Below are 19,655 nucleotides of genomic sequence, written 5' to 3' on the forward strand. Positions count from 1 at the left end.
ACACTTGATATCGATCGCGGAAGAGATCACCGTACCGAGTCCCTCGAGACGCGTCTGGGAGGTCGTCTCCGACCCCTCCGCCGTCGTGTCCTGCATACGCGGCGCAGAACTCGGCCAGCCGCACGACGACGGCTCCTTCGACGGGACCCTGGTCGTCGGATTCGGGGGGATCCGGGTCAGGTTCACCGCCCGGGTCACGCTGGAGCTCGACGAGTCCGAGCGCTCCGGCCGCCTCACGGCCCGCGGCCGGGACGGCCAGGGCGCCACCCGCTTCGCCAGTACCGCCGAGTTCCAGGTCGCCGAGGAGCCGACGAGGGCAGGCTCGCGCATGACGCTGCAGGGCGAGGTGACACTCTCCGGCAAGCTCGCCCCGCTCATCGAATCCGGCGCCGGGGTCGTCGTATCGCGCATGGCCAAGGACTTCTCGGCCGAGCTGATCGAGCGCTGCGGCGAGTCCGTCGTAACTCCCATTCCTGTCGCACCAGATCAAATTGACGATTCATCAGCAAAAGGAGGAGCACTCCGCCGGCTCAGGACGTGGTGGTCCCGGCTGCTGCACGGGCGGCGAACCGCCCGGCCCGCCTCGACCCCCGCTTCTAAGAAGGAGGCCGCCCGTGGCAGCACAACGGCTCAATAGGGCCATCGCCGGCCTTGCCGCCGGGGAGCACGTCTTCGCGTCCTTCGCTCCTGCCGACCCCGCCGCCGCGGTCGAGTTCTCCACCACCCGCTACGACGCCCTGGTCTTCGAGATGGAGCACAAGCCCTGGGACGTCGTCGCGCTCCGCGACAGCCTCCAGTACCTGCTGAACCGGCGTCAGATCGTCGCGGCCGAGGGCCCCACCCCGCTCGTCCGCATCCCGGCCAATGGCGCGGAGCGGGCCCAGTGGCACGCCAAGCAGGTCCTCGATCTCGGTGCGTACGGCGTCGTATGGCCGCACGTCGCCACCGTCGAGGAGGCCCGCAACGCGGTCGCCGCCTGCCGCTACCCCTCGCTGCCCGACGATCCGCGCCACGAACCCGCCGGGCTGCGCGGCGACAGCCCGGCCGCCGCGGCCCGCTACTGGGGTCTCACCAACCAGCAGTACTACGCGAAGAGCGGGGTGTGGCCGCTGGATCCGGACGGGGAGATCCTCGTCGCCCTCATGATCGAGGACCAGCTCGGCGTCGCCAACCTGCCGCGCATCCTCGACGAGGTGCCCGGCGTCGGCCTCGTCATCGTCGGCGAGGGTGACATGAGCCAGGAGCTCGGCGTTCCCCGCCAGTACGACCATCCCCGGATGGCGGAGAGCAAGCGCCGCGTCCTGGACGCCTGCCTCGCGCGGGGCGTCGCGGTGGGCCACCCCCACGTCACCGCCGACAACGTCAAGCAGGTGCTCGACGACGGCTACCGCTTCCTGATGTCGGCCCCCGTGCGCAGCTACCCGGGCCTGGACCTGGGCCGTTCCCTGACCGGCCGCGACTGATCGATCCCCGGAGCACCCGCGACTCCTCCGGACCACCCCACGTTCCCCCGGACCACCCGACGTTCCTAAGGACACCCATGCTCATCGACTGCCACGGCCACTTCACGACGGCCCCGCCGGCGCTCGGCAGATGGCGGGAGCGGCAGATCAAGGCGTACGAGGAAACGGGCGCGCGCCTCTCCCCCGACGAACTGCGCATCGGCGACGACGAGATCCGGGCCGCCGTCGAACAGGGCCAACTCAAGCTCCAGGACGAACGCGGCGTCGACGTGGCGCTGTTCTCGCCGGGTGCCGGGAAGATGGCCCACCACTACGGCGACGAGGAGACCAGCCTGGTCTGGTCCCGCGTCAGCAACGACCTGATCGCCCGCGTCTGCGGCCTCTTCCCCGGCCGCTTCGTCGGCGTCTGCCAGCTGCCCCAGTCGCCGGGCGACGCCCTCGCCTCGTCGGTCCGCGCCAGCGCCACCGAACTGGAGCGCTGTGTCGGCGAGTTGGGTTTCGTCGGCTGTCTGCTCAACCCCGATCCGTCCGACGGCTACTGGCAGGCCCCGCCGCTCACCGACAAGGTCTACTACCCGCTCTACGAGAAGATGGTGGAGCTCGACGTCCCGGCGATGCTGCACGTGGCGATGTCGCGGAATCCGGCCCTTCAGGGCACCTGCGCCCACTACCTCGCGGGCGACACCGCCGTGTTCATGCAGCTGTGCCTGTCGGACCTGTTCACCGACTTCCCGACGCTGAGGTTCGTCATCCCGCACGGCGGTGGTGCCGTCCCGTACCACTGGGGCCGCTACCGGGGCGTGATGCAGGACCAGGGTCGTCCTCCGCTGGAGGAACTCGTCCTGGACAACGTCTTCTTCGACACCTGCGTGTACCACCGGCGCGGGATGGAACTGCTGGTGGACGTCATTCCGGCCCGGAACGTCCTCTTCGCCTCGGAGATGATCGGCGCCGTCCGTGGCGTCGACCCGGAGACCGGCCACCGCTTCGACGACACGAAGCACCTCCTCGACTCCGTGGACTCCCTCAGCGACGAGGACCGCCGGCTCATCCAGGGCGGCAACGCGCTGCGCGTGTACCCACGCCTGAAGAACGCCCTGGAAGGGAGCCGGAGTTGAAGGTCTACGAAGCGCTCGCCGAGGCGTTCGTCCGGGAGGGCACCAGTGACGTCTTCGGCATGATGGGCGACGCCAACATGCACTGGATGAACGCGCTGGCACAGCGCGGGGTGCGGCTGTACGAGGTGCGTCACGAGGGCTCCGGGCTCGGTATGGCCGACGGCTGGGCGCGCGCCGCGGGCCGGCCCGGCGTCCTCACCACGACCAGCGGTCCGGGCGTCTCGCAGCTGGCCACCTCCATGATCGTCGCCGCGCGGGCACGCACCCCGCTGGTCGCCTTCTGCGGTGAGACCGCCTGGGGCGACCGGGCCGCCGCCCAGTACCTCGACCAGGGCCGCTTCGCCGCCGCGATCGAGTGCGGGTTCGTCCACCTCTCCCGCGCGGACCAGGCGGAGGAGGCCGTCCAGCGGGCCTTCTACCTCGCGCGCACCGAGTCCCGCCCGGTGATGCTCAGCGCCCCCATCGACATCCAGCAGCACGCCTACGGCGACGGCCTGGACCCCGTCCCCTACACGCCGTCCACCGAACTCATCGACCGGCAGCGGCCGTTGCCCGACCCGGCCCGCGTCACCCGCGCCGCCGACATCGTGCAGGCGAGCAAACGCGTCGTGATCATCGCGGGGCGCGGGGCCCGCCAGGCCGGCGCCGGAGAACACGTCCTGCGCCTCCAGGAGCGCACCGGCGCCCTGCTGGCCACCACCCTCCAGGCCAAGAACTGGCTCTACGACCGCACCGAGCACCACGTCGGCATCTCCGGCCTGTACGGCAACCGGACCGCGATGGACCTGCTCCAGCAGGCCGACTGCGTGATCGCCGTCGGCGCCGGCCTCAACCACTACACCACCGAGCACGGTTACCTCTTCCCCGAGGCGCGGTACGTCCAGATCGACACCGCCGAGCACCTGGTCATGGGCAACGGCCGCATCGCCGACTGCTACCTCCGCGCGGACGCGGTCACCGCGCTCACGGAACTGGAACGGGAGTTGAGCCGTCGCTCGGTCAGGGCCGAGGGCTTCCACACCGCCGAGGTACGCCGCCGGCTGGCCGCTCCTGCGGAGGAGCCCGGCGGATACGTGAGCGAGCCGGACCGTGTCGACCCGCGCGAGGCGATCTGTGTCATCGACGCCGGACTCCCCGGCGAGATCGGTCTCGTCCTCGGCAGCGGTCACCAGACCGACTTCGGCACGATGCTGTTCCAGCGCTCACGCGAAGTCGTCTCCAACTACGGCATGTTCGGGGCCATCGGCCAGGCCCCGCTGCTCACCATCGGGAAGATCGTCGCGGACGGCGGACGGCCCTCGTTCGTGGTGGAGGGCGACGCCAGCTTCCTGATGCACCTTCCCGAGTTCGAGACGGCGTGCCGTTACGGCATCCCGGTGCTCGTCGTCGTGATGAACGACGAGGGTCTCGGCGCCGAGTACCACAAGTCGGCCGCCAAGGGCCTCGATCCGGAGCTGGCCCTGATCCCGACACCCGAACTGGGGCCGGTCGCGGTCGCCCTCGGCGGATCCGGCGCCACCGTCCGCACCACCGACGAACTGCGCACCGCCCTCGCCGACTACGTGCGCGACCCCCGCCCCACCGTCGTCGACGTCCGCGTCACCCGCAGCGTGCGCAGCGTCCCCTACCGCCGCCTCCTGTTCGGCGAGGACGTATGAGGAGGGAGAGGAACGTGCCGCTGTCGGTGCTGCTCGGCGACCACCCGCACACCCGGCCCCTCAAGGACGGCACCGTCCCGGTCCAGGGCGTCGACTGCCGCTTCCCGACGGTCACCCCGCTGTACCCGGCCTTCGCCCGGATGGTCCGCCAACTGGATTTCGACGTCTGCGAGATGGCCTTCGCCACGTTTCTCCAGGCGCGCGAGGCGGGCGTGCCGGTGACGCTGCTGCCGGTCGTGATGATCGGCTCCACCCACCACCACTCGCTCACCCGCCTGCCGGACGGCCCGGCACTCGACCCACGGCGACTGCCCGGGAAGCGGATCGGCGTGCGCTCGTACAGCCAGACCACCGGTCTGTGGGTGCGCGGCATCCTGCGCGAGGAGTTCGGCGTCGACGCCTCGGAGATCACCTGGGTCACCACCGAGGAGCCGCATGTCGCGCAGTACCGGGAGCCGAGCTGTGTCGAGCGGTCGGCGGCGGGCGGTGTGGCGGAACTGCTGCGCGGCGGCGACGTGACGGCTGCCGTGCTGGGCCCGCGCGCGATCGGCGTCCAGGGGATGCCCCTGGTTCCCGTCATCGAGGACGCCGAGGCGGCGGGCGAGGCGTGGATCGAGCGGCACGGCACGGTGCCGGCCAACCATCTGCTCGTGGTGCGCGACGACGTGCTGAAGTCGGCGCCGGACGCGGTGGGTTCGCTCTACCGCGCCCTTGCCCGGTCCATCACGGACACCGCGTCGGAGCGCGACGCCACGACCCCGGCCGGGCGCGTGGTGGCCGCCGGCTGGAGCGACTCCCTGGCCCGGTGTCTGGAGATCGCCGCCCGGTACGCCCTGGAGCAGCGGGTCGTACGGACGCCCGTCGACCTCGCCCGTATCGAGAAGGAGGCGGCGCTCGTCGCCGCCTGAGGAGACCGAGATGGGACTGCGAAAACGTGGGGCCGCGCCCACCCGTGAACCGGCCCTGTGGACGCCCGAGTTGCTGGCGAAGGTCGAGTGGCGCCGGCGCGCCGCCGCCGAGCCGTTCCGCGGAGTGGCCGCACCGGGCGGCGTACAGCCGGGCCTGTTCCCGCTCACCTCAACCGGCGCCGACACCACCGGCATCCGCCGGGCGACCGAGGACTACCTGGCCGCGCTGTCCGCCAGGGAGCTGGCACAGGGCCTGCTGCCCATGGACCACGTGTCCTGGCGCCACTGGGCCAACGGGGCCCGCTACTTCCTGCGCCACGGTCTGTGCCTGGAAGACCTCGACGACACCAAGCGGCAACTCGCCCTCGACGTCCTCCGCGCGAGCCTCAGCCATACCGGGTACGCGCAGGTCGTCGACCTGATGCACCTCAACCTGACGATCGGCGAACTGCGCGGCGAGACGGACCTGCTCAACGAGTGGCTCTACTGGTTCAGCGTCTACGGCGATCCCGAGAGCGGCGGCCCCTTCGGCTGGCAGCTCGACGGCCACCACGTGAACGTCAACTGCGTGCTCGTCGGGGACCACATGGTCCTCACTCCGACCTTCCTAGGCGCCGAGCCGGTGATCGCCGACTCCGGAAAGTACGCGGGGACCACCGCCTTCCGGCGCGAAGAGGCCGTGGGACGGGAGCTGTTCGCGGGCCTGACGTCACGCCAGCGCGAACAGGCGGTCATCGCGGCCGAGTTGCCGCCCGACCTGTTCGTCGGTGCGTTCCGGGACAACTACGAACTCGGCTATGCGGGTGTGCCGTTCGGCGCGCTCAACGCACACCAGCGCGCCACCGCCGTGGAGTTGATCGCCCTGTACACGGACCGGGCGAACACGGGCCACGCCCGCGTCCGCATGGACGAGGTCCTCGCCCACGAGGGCGACACCCACTTCGCCTGGATCGGCGACCCGGCCCCGGACGGCGTCTTCTACTACCGCATCCACAGCCCCGTGCTGCTCGTCGAGTTCGAGCACCAGGCCGGGGTGATGTTCGACAACGACGTGCCGACACGGCGCCATATCCACACCGTCGTCCGCACCCCCAACGGCAACGACTACGGCGTGGACCTGCTGCGCCGGCACCACGAGCGCTTCCACGTCCCCAACTCCGGTAACTCCAGGAGGAGTCAGTCATGAAGGTGGTCCTGGGCCGCGACGATCTCGCGGCCGCGGCCGAAACGGCCGTACGGCTGACCGGGACGCCGTTCGAACGGCTCGACGTGCGGCCGGTGCACAAGGCATCGCGCGGTTTCGTCAACGAGGTCGATGTCGACGTCTGCGAACTGGCGGTCGTCACGCTGCTCCAGGCGATCGCCGCCGACCGGCCCTTACTGCTGCTCCCCGTCACCACCCTCGGCCGCCCCCAGCACCAGACGCTCGTCACGCTGGGCGAGCTGACCGTGGGCGACGTCGAGGGCCGTACCGTCGGCGTCCGTTCCTGGAGCCAGACCACCGGCGTGTGGGTGCGCGGTTTCCTCGCCGAGCAGTACGGCGTCGACCTGCGCAAGGTCGACTGGCGGACGTACGAGGACGCGCACGTGGACGTCGCCGGGGACCCGGACTGGGTCACCCGCGCTCCCGAAGGCGCCCGCCTCCAGGCCGACTTCCTCGACGGGCGGCTCGACTTCGGGATCATGGGCAACGAACTGCCGGACGACGACCGTATCCGTACCGCCATCGCCGACGCGCGCGAAGTTGCCGCCGAGTGGTCGGCGAGCAGGGGCTTCACTCCCGTCAACCACGTCGTCGGCGTCACCGAGGCGGCCGCCCGCGAGCACCGGGACGCGGTTCTGGCCGCCTACGACGCCCTGTGCGGCGCCGCCGGGGCCGCCGGCTCCCACCCCGTCGGCTTCGCGGCACTGCGCGGCCCGGTCGCCCAGGCCGCCGCCTACGCGCTGGACCAGGAGGTACTCCCCCGCACCGTCGACTTCGACGACCTGGCCGCGCGGTCCTGCGCGGCCCTCGGTGTCCCGCCGTCCCGCCTCGGCGGCTGAGCGACGCACGACCGACGTGTCCGCATCGACGTATCCGCAATCCCGTGAAAGGCAGGAGATGGAGAAGCTCTCGGTGGTCGTCGGCGACTACCCCCATGCGCGGGCGCTGCTCGACGGCACCGCCGCCCTGGACGGCTATCGGGTCGAGGAGGTCCGGGTCCGGCCGGTCATCGGCGCCTATCGCCGGATGATCCGCGACCTCGAGTTCGACGTGTGCGAACTCGCGCCGGTGTCCTACCTGATGGCCCGGCAGGCCGGCGTCCCCCTGACCGCGATCCCCGTCTTCCTCAACCGCCGTTTCCACCACGGCGACATCCAGTGCGGCGCAGGCTCCGGCATCAGGATTCCGAGGGATCTGGAGGGCCGGCGGGTGGGTGTCCGTGCCTACTCGGTGAGCACCGGGGTGTGGGTGCGCGGTGTCCTCGCCGAGGAGTACGGCGTCGACCTGGACAAGATCACGTGGGTGGTGGACGACGACGACCACGTGGAGGGCCGCGTCCCGCCGAACGTGGAGCGCGCCACCGACGGACGTTCCCTCGGCGAGCTGCTGCGTGCCGGGGAGATCGACGCGGCGTTCACCGGCAACGCCGGCACGGGCCGGGCGGGGGCGCCGCGCGCGGGCTGGGCGGCGGCGGGCGCGGAGGCCTCCGCGCAGGACGGCCCGTACCCCTTGTTCCCGGAGGCGGACGTGCTCGCCGCCGACTGGTACCTGCGCACCGGCATCTACCCGCTCCACTCCCTGATCGCCTTCCGTGCCGAGCTCGTGGCCCGGGACCCCGCCCTGCCGACCGCCCTGTACGCGGCGTTCGCCGAGGCCAAGCGGCAGCATCTGGCCGCCGACCCGCGGTGGACCGCCCTCCCCCGCTTCGCCCGCCAGGCCGCGCAGATCGGCGGCGATCCCGTCCCCTACGGCCTCGCCGCCAACGAGCGCAGCCTGGCCGCGCTCGTCCGGCACTCCCGTGACCAGGGTCTGCTCGACGCGGACTTCCCCGGGGAGCCGCGCGCGCTGTTCGCGGACGGCGACCACCCGGACGTATGAGACGCCCGAGACGCCCGACAGGAGCCGAAGTCATGGACATCGTCGACACCCACTGCCACGTCATCTCCGAGGACCGCGCCAGGTATCCGTGGTCGCCCATCGGCGGCAAGGCCTCCGCGTGGGCCGCCTCCCGGCCGGTCACCGCCGACGGCATGGCCGCCCGCATGGACGAGGCCCGCATCGCACAGGCGGTCCTCGTCCAGGCCACGACCGCCTACGGCTACGACAACTCGTACGTGGCCGACAGCCGCGGCCGCCGCCCCGACCGTTTCCTCGCCGTCGGCACCTTCGACCCGCTCGCCCCGGACGCGACCGCGCGCCTCGGTGCCGCGGTCGACGGCGGGCTTGCCGGGGTGCGGCTGTTCACCAGCGGCAGCACCGTCCCCGTGCAGGGCGAGTGGTTCGCCGCGCCGCAGACGTACGAGTTCTGGCACGCGGCCGGGGTGCTGGGCATCACGGTCTGCCTCCAGATGCGGCTGGGCCCGGCGACCCGGCAGCTCGTGGAGATCCTGGAGCGCTTCCCCGCCGTACGGGTGCTCCTCGACCACATCGGATACCCCGACATCGCCGCCTCTCCGGGGCGGGCCGGCAAGGAGGTGGCCGAGCTCGCCGTCCATCCGGGCCTGTACCTGAAGCTCACCCACCGCAACCTCGAACCGCTGCGGGACGCCGGGCCCGAGGCCATCGAGTTCCTCGCGCCCGTCGTCGGGGCATTCGGTGCGGACCGTATCGCCTGGGGTTCCAACTGTCCGGCCGCCGAGCAGTCGCTGCCGGAACTCGTCGGCCTCGCACGAACCGTCCTGGCACCGCTGCCCGAGCCGGCCCGGGCGGAGATCTTCGCGGGAACGGCCCGACGCCTGTATCCGGCGCTCACCGGATCGGGGCGCTGACGTGCGGTCGGCTAGGGTTCCCGCCGCGGTTCTCATCCTCACGGGCAACAGGGGCGGTCAAGGTGCAGCAGGGCGACATCGGCGAGGTCGAGGGTGGGGCGAAGGCGTCGACCACCCGCTACAGCCAGGCGTACGACGGGCTTCGGTCGCTGCTGCTGTCGGGGAGCATCGCCCCGGGCACGCGGCTGACCGAGGCGGATCTGACCAGGATGTTCAACGTCTCGCGGAGCACCATGCGCTCGGTGCTGGTGCGTCTGGCCCAGGAGGGCTACGTCACCAGCGAGGTCAACCGGGGTGTGCGGACACGGAGCTTCTCGGTCGAGGAGGCGGCGGACATCCTGGAGGCTCGCGAGACGCTGGAGTCCGCCCTGGCCGGGAAGGCGGCGGAGCGGGCCACGGACGAGGAGATCGCCGCCCTGCGGCAGACCCTCTCCGAGATGGAGGAGGCGCAGTCCCGGGGCGACCAGGACGCCTACTCGCGGGGCAACCGGCGCTTCCACCAGCAGATCAAGCAGGCCGCGCACCAGCACACCCTGGCCCACGCCTACGACACGCTGCTCTATCCGCTGGTGATGCGCCAGTACCGCAATCTCTCCGCCCCGCACCCGAGGACCGGATCGCTGGAGGAGCACCAGGCCATCTTCCTCTCCATCGTCACCCGCAACCCCGACGCGGCCGTCGCCGCGATGCGCCACCACGTCGGCTCCGCACGCCGGGCGCTGCTGCTGGACAAACCCCCAGGACCGCCGGCCGGTTGACGGACGGCACGCCGGGGGCGGGAAGGAGCCCCCGTGCGTGACGCCGTGCACACCGAATCCGGCCCCGTCCAGGGCATCCTGGGCCGCGACCGCTCCGTCACCGTCTTCCGCGGAATCCCCTACGCCGCCCCACCGGTCGGGGAATTGCGCTGGCGCCCGCCCCGCCCGCCGCTCCACTGGGACGGCGTACGGCGGGCCGACCGCTTCGGCCCGATGTGCCCGCAGGCACCCACCGACGCGGCCGCGACCGGCGTCGACGTGCCCATGAGCGAGGACTGCCTGAACCTCAACATCTGGACGGGCGCGACCTGCGCCGACGAACGGCGTCCGGTGCTCGTGTGGATCTACGGGGGCGGTTTCCGCGAGGGCACCGGCGCGCACCCCCGCTACGACGGCGAGAACCTCGCCCGTCAAGGCCTCGTCGTCGTCACCTTCAACTACCGCCTCGGCGCCTTCGGTTTCCTCGCCACTCCCGAGCTGAGCCACGAGTGCGCGGCGGAGTCCGGGCACACCGCCTCCGGCAACTACGGCCTGCTCGACTGCGTCGCCGCCCTGCGCTGGGTGCGCGACAACATCGCGGGCTTCGGCGCCGACCCCGGCCGGGTGACCGTCGCAGGGCAGTCCGCCGGTGCCGGCACGGTCAACTTCCTCGCAATGTCCCCGCTCGCCAAGGGCCTGTTCCACCGCGCGATCGCACAGAGCCACGCCCGGTACGCGCGGGACCCCGAACTCCGTTACCTGGCAACCTCCTACCGGCTCCCGGAACACGCCGAGGTCGCCGGTGTCCGGTACGCGCGGGAGCACGGCGCCCGCACCCCGCAGGAGCTACGGGCCCTGCCCTGGCGGAAGTTGATCGACGGCCATCATCCGGTCGACGAGGCGGTACGGACCGTCGGCGCACCCGGACCGCCGCTGTTCCGCCCCGTCGTGGACGGCTGGGTGATCCCGGCCCGCTACGAGGAGACGTACGCCAAGGGCCTGCAACTCGACGTCGACTACCTCGCCGGGAACAACCTCGACGAGAGCGGCGCCGTTCCGGAAGACTCGTTCGCCGCGCTGCGCACCGGTCGGCGGGCGTCCCGGCCCGGCGCGCCGCCCGTCCACGTGACCCTGGAGGCCCATCGGGCCGCCGCGCAGGCGAAGTTCGGGGCGTTGGCCGACGAGTTCCTACGGCTGTACCCGGCCGCCACGGACGACGAGGCGGCGCGGGCGAGCAGCGCGGCGGCGCGCGACAACTCCCGTGTCTCCACTCATCTTTGGGGCACCGACTGGACCCGGCACACCACCCGCGCCGTGCACACCTACTTCTGGACCCACCGCGCCCCGGTCCAGGGGTCCTCGGTCCGCCGCGCCGCGCACGGCTCCGAGATCGACTACGTCTTCGGCAACCCGGCCCCCGGCACCCCGCCCTGGACCGACGAGGACCGCGCGGTCGCCGGGACGGTCTCCTCGTACTGGACCAACTTCGCCGCCACCGGCGACCCCAACGGACCGGGCCTCCCCCACTGGCCGGCCTACGCACCCGCCGCGGGCACCGTCATGGAGATCGGCGCGCGGTTCCGCCCCATCCCCGTGGCCGATCCGGCCCGTACCGACTTCTGGATCCGCTTCTTCGGCACCCAACAGGCCTGGTGAACAAGGGAGTTCCCATGACCAACCCCGCAACCACCCCCATGACCGACCCCATGGCCACAAGAAGCCGCACCCGGGCGCGGGCCTTCGCGTTGACGTCCGCCGCGCTACTCGGCGCGGCCCTGCTCACCGGCTGTGGCAACGGTTCCTCATCGGTCGGCTCGGACGGGAAGACCACCGTCTCGGTCGGCATCAGCGGCAACATCTTCGACCTGTCGATCCGGCTGGCCGAGCAGAACGGCTACTTCGACCAGCGGAACATCAAGGTCAAGTACGTCACGCTGACCGCCGCGACCGGCACCTCGGCCCTCCAGTCGGGATCGGTGCAGTTCCTCAACGACAGTCCGACGAACTTCCTCGCCGCCCTCTCCAAGGGGCTGCCACAGCTTGCGGTCGGCACGAACGGCGGCGGCAACCCGCTCGGCCTGGTCGTCAGCGCCGACTTCGCCAAGAAGCACGACCTGACCGCAGACTCGCCCGCGGACACGGTCGCGGGGGCCCTGGCCGACTCGACGGCCGGGGCCAGCTCCGCCAACACCAAGGCCGAGGCGGGGCTGTTCCTCAAGGCCCACGACGTCGACCCGACCAAGCTGAAGTGGGTCTCGCTGCCGAGCCCTGCCGCCGACAAGGCCGCCCTCACCAAGGGCGAGATCGACTGGTTCGTCACCTCCGAGCCGATCCCGCTCCAGGTCCAGCACGACGGCGACGGCGTCGTGGTCGCCGACCCGCTCAAGGTGCCCCAGTGGGCCTACGAGGACGCCGGATACGGCCAGTTGGTGGTGGTGAAGAAGAGCTATGCGAACTCCGACGCCGACACGGTGAAGGGGTTCGCGACGGCCGTCCAGCAGGCGACGGCGTACATCGCCGCCCACCCGACGGACGCGAAGGTCCTGAGCGCGGCGCAGACGACGATGCCGGGCGCCCCCGACGACGTACTGAAGAGCAGCATCGCCCAGGTCGAGTGGCCGAAGAGCGACGAACTGACCGACGCGGGCCTGAACAAGACCGTGGCGTTCGTGAAGAGCATCGGTGCGGTCCCGGACGCGAAGGTCTCCTCGGACGACTGGACCAACAAGTACCTGCCATGACCCGGCCGGACCGACCCGTAAGGAGCGAACCATGGCGACCGCTACGGACAACACCGTGACCAGGCCCGAACCCGACACCACCCCGGCCAGGCCGCCCCGGCGCCGGAACGACCGGTTGCGGGGCACGGCCACCGTGGTGCTGCTGCGCCTCGCGGTGATCGTGGTCGCCGTCGTCCTGTGGCAGGTGATGAGCGGCCCCGTCGTCCCCGAGTACGCCGTCAGCAAACCCACCGACGTGGCCCACGCCCTGTCCGACCTGCTCGGCTCGTCCGCCGGCTGGACCGACATCAGGGTCACGGCCGTGGAGGTGCTGGCCGGTTTCGGGCTGGGCGTCGCCGCCGGAACCGTGACGGGCCTGCTCCTCGGCTCCTTCCCGCTCGCGGGACGAGTGCTCGAACCGCTCGTGGCGGCCCTCAACGGCATCCCGAAGATCGCGCTCGCACCGCTGTTCCTGCTGTTCTTCGGCATCGGCCCCTGGTCGAAGATCACCATCGCGATGACGGGTGTGGCCTTCGTGGTCTTCTACAACGTCTACCTCGGGCTGCGGCTGCGGGAGCGTGAACTCGTCGAGGTCGTCCAGGTGATGGGCGGACGCAGGCACCACGTGCTCGGCTACGTCACCATCCCGACGCTCGCCGCGCCCTTCTTCGCCGCGCTCAAGACGGGTGGACCACTGGCCATCCTCGGCGTCATCGGCGGCGAGTTCATCGCCTCCTCCGAGGGCGTGGGCCACCAGCTGTTCACCGCGGCACAGAATCTCGACGCGGCAAGCGAGTTCGCCGGACTGATCATCCTCGTGGCGATGACACTCACCCTGAACGGCGTGCTGACCGCACTCGACACCTACGCCCTCAAGCGCCTCGGCCTCGCGGCCCGCCGCCGGACACCCCACCCGGCCAGTCGAGAGAAAAGGATGTCCGCCCGATGAGCCAGGATCAGCAAGTCCCCACCCGTAGAGCCGTGTTGGGCGCCGCGCTCGCGTCGGTCCCGCTGCTCGCCGCCGCGCCCTCCGTCTCGGCGGCACCGAACCGGGCGGAGGACCTCCTCTACGTCGGCACCTGGGGCGTGGGCCAGGTGTACGCGATCCGCTTCGACCCGGTCCACGGAACCCTCACGCCCATCGGCTCCGTCGCCCAGGTCACCTCGAACTGGGTGACCGCGCACCCGACCCACCCGGTCCTGTACGTCGCCGGCAGCGAACAGGGCGGCTTCATCCGGTACTTCGGCATCGACAAGGCCACCGGGGGCCTGAGTCTGCTCGGCGAGATCGCGACGGAGAGCGTGCCGGCCGGCGGCGGCGGCCTCTCCTACATCGGCGTGCACCACCGCTCGCAGACCCTCCTGGTGGCGGACTTCGCGGCCGGTACGGCGGTGTCGGTTCCCATCGACCGGCACGGCCAACTCGCCTCCCCTGCCTCCCTGGTGCAGGAGACCGGGTCCGGCCCGAACCCACGGCAGACGGGACCACACCCCCACCACGTGGTCGTCGACCCGAGCGAACGGCACGCGCTGGTCGCGGACTTCGGCGCCGACCGGGCCTTCGTCCACGGTTTCGACCGCACGACACATTCACTCTCGGACGGTCCCCGCACCTACGCCACCGCACCGGGGTCAGGCCCCCGCCGTCTGGTCTTCCACCCCGACGGCAGCACCGTCTACCTCCTCAACGAGCTGACGGCGGGCATCGAGACCCTGAACTGGCATGCCGAAGAAGGGCTGCTGACACAGCGCCAGATCCTCTCGACGAACGCCCCCGGACATACCGGCACCACGAGCGCCGCCGAACTGGCCATCAGCCGTGACGGCCGCTTCGTCTACGTCTCCAACCGCGGCGACAACGCCCTGGTCGTCTTCTCGACCGGCCGAAGGACCGGACTGCTCACGGAGGTCCAGCGCATCCCCTGCGCCGGAACCACTCCATGGAGCTTCTCGGTGCACCGCGGCGGACGGTGGCTGTTCGTCGCGAACGAGGCCAGCAACACCATCGACCTGTTCGGCATCGATCCGCGTTCCGGTTTGCTGACGGCCACCGGCACCTCCGTTCCCGTACCGAAGCCCGACTCCATCGCCTTCTGCTACCGCTGATCCACCCACTCCCGGATGAGCCGCACCGTGCGCTCGGCCCGCTCCTCGTGCAGGTAGTGCCCGGTGCCGGGCCAGTGCTCCACTCTGGAGCCGGGGGTGGGCAGGAAGCCGCGTTCCCAGTCGGCCGCCTCCGCCGACGTCCACACCGTCAGTGCCGGCCGGGTACGACGGCGCAGGTACGCCTCGCTCTGCGGACGGATGCCGACCGCGTCCGGGTCGGTGTACATGCCGGCGTACGACTGCGCGATGACGTGGTCGGGCGTGCCGAGCATGGTGCGGACGTGGGCGGTGCGCAGTCCGGGCGGGGCCTGCGGGGAGAACGCGCCGGCCACGAATTCGGCGGCAGCCCGGGCCCCGCGCGCCCGGTACTCGGCCAACCGCGTGGGGATCCCGTCCACTTCGGCACCGTGTGCGCCGTGGGCGGGGTCGAGGGCGATGACCGACCGCACGAGCTCCGGGTGCCGTACGGCGAGCAGGTTGACCACCTGCCCGCCCATGGAGTGACCGACGGCCACCACCGGCCCGGTGCCGAGAGCCTCCGTCACCGCGGCCAGGTCGGCGGCCATCTCCGCCGGTGTGTTCCCCAGACCCGGTACCTCGGAGCGGCCGTGGCCGCGCAGATCGGGCACGATCACCCGGAACCGTTCGGCCAACGCCTCGGCGTGCGGCGACCACTCCCTGCCGTCGCCGCCCCAGCCGTGCACCAGGAGCAGCGCGGGGGCGCCGACGGGACCCGGGCTCGTGCAGAACAGCCGGACGCGGCCGATGTCGATCACGAGAGGCTCTTCTCCTCACATCCAGCCAACATGTTCAGAGCGAGAACAGGAGCGTGCCGAAGCCCGGTTGGTCGCACTGGGTCGGCGCGCCTTCCGGACGCAGGTTGCCCGCCACCTGTGCCGTGTAGGGGGCGGACTTCCCGGCGCGCTTCACGTAGTGGTTGTACGCCATCTCGTAGATGGGCTTGAACGCGCCACGCCCGTCCGACCCGAGGGCCGACCAGTGCCAGTCGCACCGGCCGAACGAGGCGTCGTACGCCACGCTTTTGCCGAGGTTGTACTTCGCCGTGTACTCGAAGCCGGACAGGAGCAGCGAGTTGGAGGCCCCGTACAGGTCGAGGCCCTGGATCCAGCCGGTCTGGCAGATCTCCGCGAGCGAGCCCAGGATCAGCTGCGTGTGGCCCTGGTCGCGGCCGGACTCGCAGCACTGGCCGGTGCCGGGCTGGATCAGTTTGGTCAGGCCGCAGCAGCTGTGGGTGTAGAAGGCGTTGTAGGCGTCGTTGAAGAGGGTGAGGTTGTTGCAGGCGACCGCGATCTGCAGCATGCCTTTGAGGCCCATCAGACCGTAGCCGCCGTCGCCGTAGACGTTGACGAGCGGGACGAAGATGTTCTCGAACATCGCCACGGTGGCGTCGAGTTCGGCCTGGGTCCAGCTGCCGGACGGGCCGGTGTAGTGCATGATCTCGACGGCCGCTGCGAGCTTGGCGCCGTAGATGCCGGCGGCGAGTTCGGCGTCGGCGCCGTTGATGGTCCGCAGTGCGTTGGTCCAGGACTTGATGATCTCCAGGGCCTTGTACGCGTGCGCGGTGTCCTGGGTGATGTACCACATGAGGGCGTTCTGGTAGGCGGCGTTGCAGTCGTACCAGAGCTCGCCGTTGCCGCTCTCGGGGCTGGTGCCGCGGGTGACGGTCGCCCGGCCGCCCGCGACGACGTAGGAGGACGAGGAGAAGAAGTCGGCGGCGAAGACCTTGTACCCGCTCAGCCACGGCTCGGCGCCCGCCGCGACCTTGCTCCGCATCCGGTCGAGGTCGGCGCGGCTGTGCAGGACGCCCGGGTGGGTCAGCGCGGACAGGCCGGAGGTGATGGCGTCGGCCCGGTCGGCACCGGCCAGGGCGCCCGCGCCCGCGAGCCCGGCCGCACCGGCGCCGACGGCGGTGAGCTTGAGGAAGCGGCGGCGGTTCGGAGCGGACGGCGACTGCTCGTTCACGGGATGGTCCTCTCTCGCACTCGGCATCGAGTGGGAAGAAGTGGGGGGGGAGGGTTCAGCCGCGGTACAGGACGAGAGTGCTGCGCGGGCCCAGCTTCGGACGGTGGCCGGCGCCTACGGTCCTGCCGGTGGCGAGGTCGCGGGCCGGTCCGAAGTCCGTGCGCGAGGGCAGGGTGAAGACCTTGTCCGTGCTCGTGTTCATGGCGATGAGGTAGTCGCCGTACTCGCAGAGGTAGAAGGGCGCGCGGCCCACGAGCATGGTCTCGACGCCGTCGAAGTGGACGCCCAGGGTGGGGTCGGGGACGTCGGCGGGGACGGGAGCCAGAGGGTAGACGTCTCCGGCGAGCGCCTGGTGGAGGGTGTCGCCCGGAGGCGGGAAGCCGCCCGGCGGGATGCCACCGGCGCCGGGGTCGTTGATGGCGTAGTCCCACAGGATCCAGTCGCGGGCCGTGAAGGTGTCGTCGGTCGCGCCCGCGGTGCGCTGGCGGATGGTGGCGGAGCGCTGGTCGGTGGGGGTGACGTGGTGGACGCGGGCGTAGTCGTTCACGCCCTGCCGGGCACGCCAGTAGAGGGAGGCGAAGAACAGCTCCTTGCCGTTCTTGACGGCCACGCACCCGTTTTCCTCGTCGGTGACCACGAAGTCGGGCCGGTCCCAGCCGGTCGGGATACGGCCCTGGCGGGCGGCCTGGGCCTCGAACTCCGGCCAGTCGCGGGACAGGAACCGCAGGGCGTTGAGGCCGACGCGGGTCCAGGTGTGGTTGGCCTGGAGGTCGAGCTGGGGGTAGAGCTGACCGTCGGCGATCATCTCCTGGGTCCAGCCGACGATGTCGGGGTCCTTGAAGACGGCGGCCGTCATCACGGGATTGGAGTCCCAGGCGGTGCGGGAGGCGTATCCGATCTCGCCGGGGTAGACCTCGTTGCGCCAGCCGATCACCGTCTCGATACGGGAGATGCGGCAGCCGTCCGCGTCGACGTCGAGCACCCGGAACGCGCCTCGCGCCTTGGTCATCTTCACCATCTGCTCGCGCAGTTCGGGCGCCTCCTGGCCGCCGTACCCGCGCGTGACCGACTCGTACATCATCACGAGCCAGTCCATCACCTCGCCATAGTTGCCGACGTAGCCGAGCTCGCGGGTCAGGCCCGCCTCGGTGACCTGGTAGTAGCTGTCGCCGAGGGGCTTGGTCGGGTTGCCGTCCTTGTCCTCCGGGCCGAGGTAGGGCTTGATGCCGATGGACTGGTACATGTAGTCGCGGGCCCGGTCCTCGGACAGGGCGAGGTCCGGGGCGAGGAGCTTGAGGCCGCGGTTGGTCTGGTAGAGGCCGATGGCGCAGATCTGCGACTGGTTGCTGTAGTGCGGGAAGTGCTGCCGCCAGTAGTCGCGGCTGGACTTGAGCATGTCGATGTAGGCGTCCCTGCGGACCGGCGGCACCGGAGTGGTGGTGTCGGTGGGGGCGACGAGGGTGACGTCGTCGAACCAGGCGGTGCCGGGGCCGGACAGGCGCAGGTGCAGTTCCATCTGGGTGGCGCCGGCCGGGGTCGCCAGGTCGATCGAGACGTACTCCCAGTCGTGGGTGCCGGTGGTGGCGTACTTCTTGTGGTCGCTGCCGACCAGGTTCCCGCCTGCGTCGAAGAACAGCGGGTCGATATGCGCGCCGAGGCCGGTGGCGCCGTCCGTCCTGATCCAGGCGCCGTAGGTGTAAGTCCCTTCGGATATACGGGTCTTGGGCGCGGAGTAGACGTAGCTGTAGCCGTCCGAACCGGTGGCCGTCAGCTTGAGGGAGGCGGATCCGGAGCGGGAGACCGTGGTGTCGCGGGCCCAGGTGCCGGCGGCGGCCCAGCCGGGCTTCTCCCAGCCGGTGGGGGTGTCGGCGCCCGACTCGAAGCCGGGGTTGGCTATCGCGTACGGCGAGCCCGTCACCTGGGTGTCGAGGCGGTCGCCGAGGTGCTCCCAGAGCAGGGCCAGCACCAGCCCGACCCGGCCGAAGCCCTGCCACTGCTGGTCGGAGCCGGTGAGTACGGTGTCGTCGGCCTTCCACGCCATGTACCGGCCGTCGATCGCCTGGAGGACCCGGTCGACGGCTTCCGGCTTGCCGTGGGCGGGACTGCCGGACCACAGACAGCCCTCGGCGAGGGACTGCATCGCCCAGCCGTCCATGGCGGCGGGGGTCGCGGTGGTGAGGAAGTACGCCTGGTCCTTCTGCACCCGGGCCTTGATGGCGTCGAGGACCTCCTCGCCGCCGGTCCGGGGCTTCGGGTCGGGCGCGGGGCCCTGGACCTCGCCCTTCGGCGGTACGAAGCAGGGGTCGGTGTGGGTGTAGAGGCGGTAGACGCCACGCGAGGGGGTGGTCATGTCGTAGTAGAGCTGGGCCTGGTTCTGGCCGTAGGACCAGATGCGGCCCATCGCGCGGATCTCCAGCGACACCTTCTTCTTGCCGGCGGTCATCTTCTCCGGCAGCGGCAGGGTGTGGAAGAAGAAGCGGCCCGGCGTGCGCGGCGCGGTGTCCAGGATGTCGAGGCTGTCGACGGCGCCCTGGTCCTGGTGACCGACCTGCTTGCCCTCGCAGAAGAGTTGGAGGCGCCACATCTCGGTGCCGGACGCGGCCTCCGCCGAGCTGTCGTCGTGGTCGTCGCCCCACAGACGGACTGTGACGTAGGTGGTGCCGGTCGGCCGGACGGCGACGTCGAACTTCAGGGTGCCTCCCCAATAGGAGGCCGTGTCGGTCGGGTTGAGGACCCGGGCGCTCTGGCCGAGGCCGCCGGTGACCGTGTCGGAGAGGGTGGCTTCGAGGTGGTGCGCGGCCTCGGAGTCCGCGTCGCCGAAGACCACGACGTCGAGCGGGGCACGGCCTGGCACGCGTGACGTGTCCGGCTCGGAGGCGATGGCCGGCGTGGCCGTCGCGACGGTCGGCAGGCCGATGGCGGCCGCGGCGACGCCGGTCGCCCCTGCGTACTTGAGGACGTCACGTCTTCTGGGTGCGTTGGGCACGGGT

The 19,655-nt window shown here is 71.1% G+C and carries 17 protein-coding genes; 14 read left to right on the forward strand and 3 right to left on the reverse strand.

Annotated features, from left to right (window positions below; genetic code table 11):
* Window positions 1–4 precede the first annotated feature (4 nt).
* The 14 genes from ACQEWB_RS04210 to ACQEWB_RS04275 all read left to right on the forward strand — a co-directional run bounded on the left by ACQEWB_RS04210 (window position 5) and on the right by ACQEWB_RS04275 (window position 14,682).
* Window positions 5–637 (forward strand): SRPBCC domain-containing protein, encoded by a 633-nt coding sequence (locus ACQEWB_RS04210; RefSeq protein ID WP_432827145.1) that lies wholly within the window; start codon window positions 5–7, stop codon window positions 635–637.
* Window positions 615–1,463, forward strand: coding sequence for an HpcH/HpaI aldolase family protein (locus ACQEWB_RS04215; RefSeq protein WP_432827147.1), 849 nt, complete (start codon window positions 615–617; stop codon window positions 1,461–1,463). Before ACQEWB_RS04210 ends, ACQEWB_RS04215 begins: the two co-directional genes overlap by 23 nt.
* A gap of 77 nt (window positions 1,464–1,540) precedes the next feature.
* Window positions 1,541–2,581, forward strand: coding sequence for an amidohydrolase family protein (locus ACQEWB_RS04220; RefSeq protein WP_432827149.1), 1,041 nt, complete (start codon window positions 1,541–1,543; stop codon window positions 2,579–2,581).
* Entirely contained in the window at window positions 2,578–4,239 is a 1,662-nt protein-coding gene (locus tag ACQEWB_RS04225; RefSeq protein ID WP_432827151.1) for a thiamine pyrophosphate-binding protein, read from the forward strand. The genes ACQEWB_RS04220 and ACQEWB_RS04225 overlap by 4 nt, the downstream gene beginning before the upstream one ends.
* Window positions 4,240–4,253: 14 nt before the next feature.
* Complete coding sequence (locus ACQEWB_RS04230) at window positions 4,254–5,147, forward strand: hypothetical protein (protein ID WP_432827153.1); 894 nt, start codon at window positions 4,254–4,256, stop codon at window positions 5,145–5,147.
* Between the two features lie 10 nt (window positions 5,148–5,157).
* The gene (locus ACQEWB_RS04235) at window positions 5,158–6,333 is read left to right on the forward strand and encodes a DUF3500 domain-containing protein (RefSeq protein ID WP_432827155.1); all 1,176 of its coding nucleotides are present in this window, start codon (window positions 5,158–5,160) and stop codon (window positions 6,331–6,333) included.
* Window positions 6,330–7,190: a hypothetical protein gene (locus ACQEWB_RS04240; RefSeq protein ID WP_432827157.1), complete on the forward strand. Its 861-nt coding sequence runs from the start codon at window positions 6,330–6,332 to the stop codon at window positions 7,188–7,190. Before ACQEWB_RS04235 ends, ACQEWB_RS04240 begins: the two co-directional genes overlap by 4 nt.
* A 58-nt stretch (window positions 7,191–7,248) precedes the next feature.
* Window positions 7,249–8,229: an ABC transporter substrate-binding protein gene (locus ACQEWB_RS04245; protein WP_432827159.1), complete on the forward strand. Its 981-nt coding sequence runs from the start codon at window positions 7,249–7,251 to the stop codon at window positions 8,227–8,229.
* 32 nt (window positions 8,230–8,261) lie between these two features.
* Window positions 8,262–9,119 (forward strand): amidohydrolase family protein, encoded by an 858-nt coding sequence (locus ACQEWB_RS04250; RefSeq protein ID WP_432827161.1) that lies wholly within the window; start codon window positions 8,262–8,264, stop codon window positions 9,117–9,119.
* Window positions 9,120–9,181: 62 nt separating this feature from the next.
* A complete protein-coding gene (locus tag ACQEWB_RS04255) occupies window positions 9,182–9,877 on the forward strand; it encodes a GntR family transcriptional regulator (RefSeq protein ID WP_432827163.1) in 696 nt (231 codons plus the stop codon).
* A 33-nt stretch (window positions 9,878–9,910) separates the two neighbouring features.
* Complete coding sequence (locus ACQEWB_RS04260) at window positions 9,911–11,512, forward strand: carboxylesterase/lipase family protein (RefSeq protein ID WP_432827165.1); 1,602 nt, start codon at window positions 9,911–9,913, stop codon at window positions 11,510–11,512.
* A 14-nt stretch (window positions 11,513–11,526) separates the two neighbouring features.
* Complete coding sequence (locus ACQEWB_RS04265) at window positions 11,527–12,597, forward strand: ABC transporter substrate-binding protein (RefSeq protein ID WP_432827167.1); 1,071 nt, start codon at window positions 11,527–11,529, stop codon at window positions 12,595–12,597.
* Window positions 12,598–12,628: 31 nt separating this feature from the next.
* Complete coding sequence (locus ACQEWB_RS04270) at window positions 12,629–13,525, forward strand: ABC transporter permease (protein ID WP_432827169.1); 897 nt, start codon at window positions 12,629–12,631, stop codon at window positions 13,523–13,525.
* Entirely contained in the window at window positions 13,522–14,682 is a 1,161-nt protein-coding gene (locus tag ACQEWB_RS04275) for a lactonase family protein (RefSeq protein WP_432827171.1), read from the forward strand. The genes ACQEWB_RS04270 and ACQEWB_RS04275 overlap by 4 nt, the downstream gene beginning before the upstream one ends.
* On the opposite strand, the gene ACQEWB_RS04280 is transcribed toward ACQEWB_RS04275, so the two are convergent.
* Genes ACQEWB_RS04280 through ACQEWB_RS04290 form a run of 3 tightly spaced genes read right to left on the reverse strand, consistent with a single transcriptional unit; the run spans window position 14,673 to window position 19,651 of the window.
* Window positions 14,673–15,458: an alpha/beta fold hydrolase gene (locus ACQEWB_RS04280; protein WP_432827173.1), complete on the reverse strand. Its 786-nt coding sequence runs from the start codon at window positions 15,456–15,458 to the stop codon at window positions 14,673–14,675. The genes ACQEWB_RS04275 and ACQEWB_RS04280 overlap by 10 nt on opposite strands.
* A gap of 34 nt (window positions 15,459–15,492) precedes the next feature.
* Window positions 15,493–16,665: an alginate lyase family protein gene (locus tag ACQEWB_RS04285; protein WP_432827175.1), complete on the reverse strand. Its 1,173-nt coding sequence runs from the start codon at window positions 16,663–16,665 to the stop codon at window positions 15,493–15,495.
* Between the two features lie 55 nt (window positions 16,666–16,720).
* Complete coding sequence (locus ACQEWB_RS04290; protein WP_432827177.1) at window positions 16,721–19,651, reverse strand: Tat pathway signal sequence domain protein; 2,931 nt, start codon at window positions 19,649–19,651, stop codon at window positions 16,721–16,723.
* Between the last annotated feature and the right edge of the window lie 4 nt (window positions 19,652–19,655).

Source organism: Streptomyces sp. CA-249302, from assembly GCF_050936785.1.
Lineage (GTDB): Bacteria > Actinomycetota > Actinomycetes > Streptomycetales > Streptomycetaceae > Streptomyces.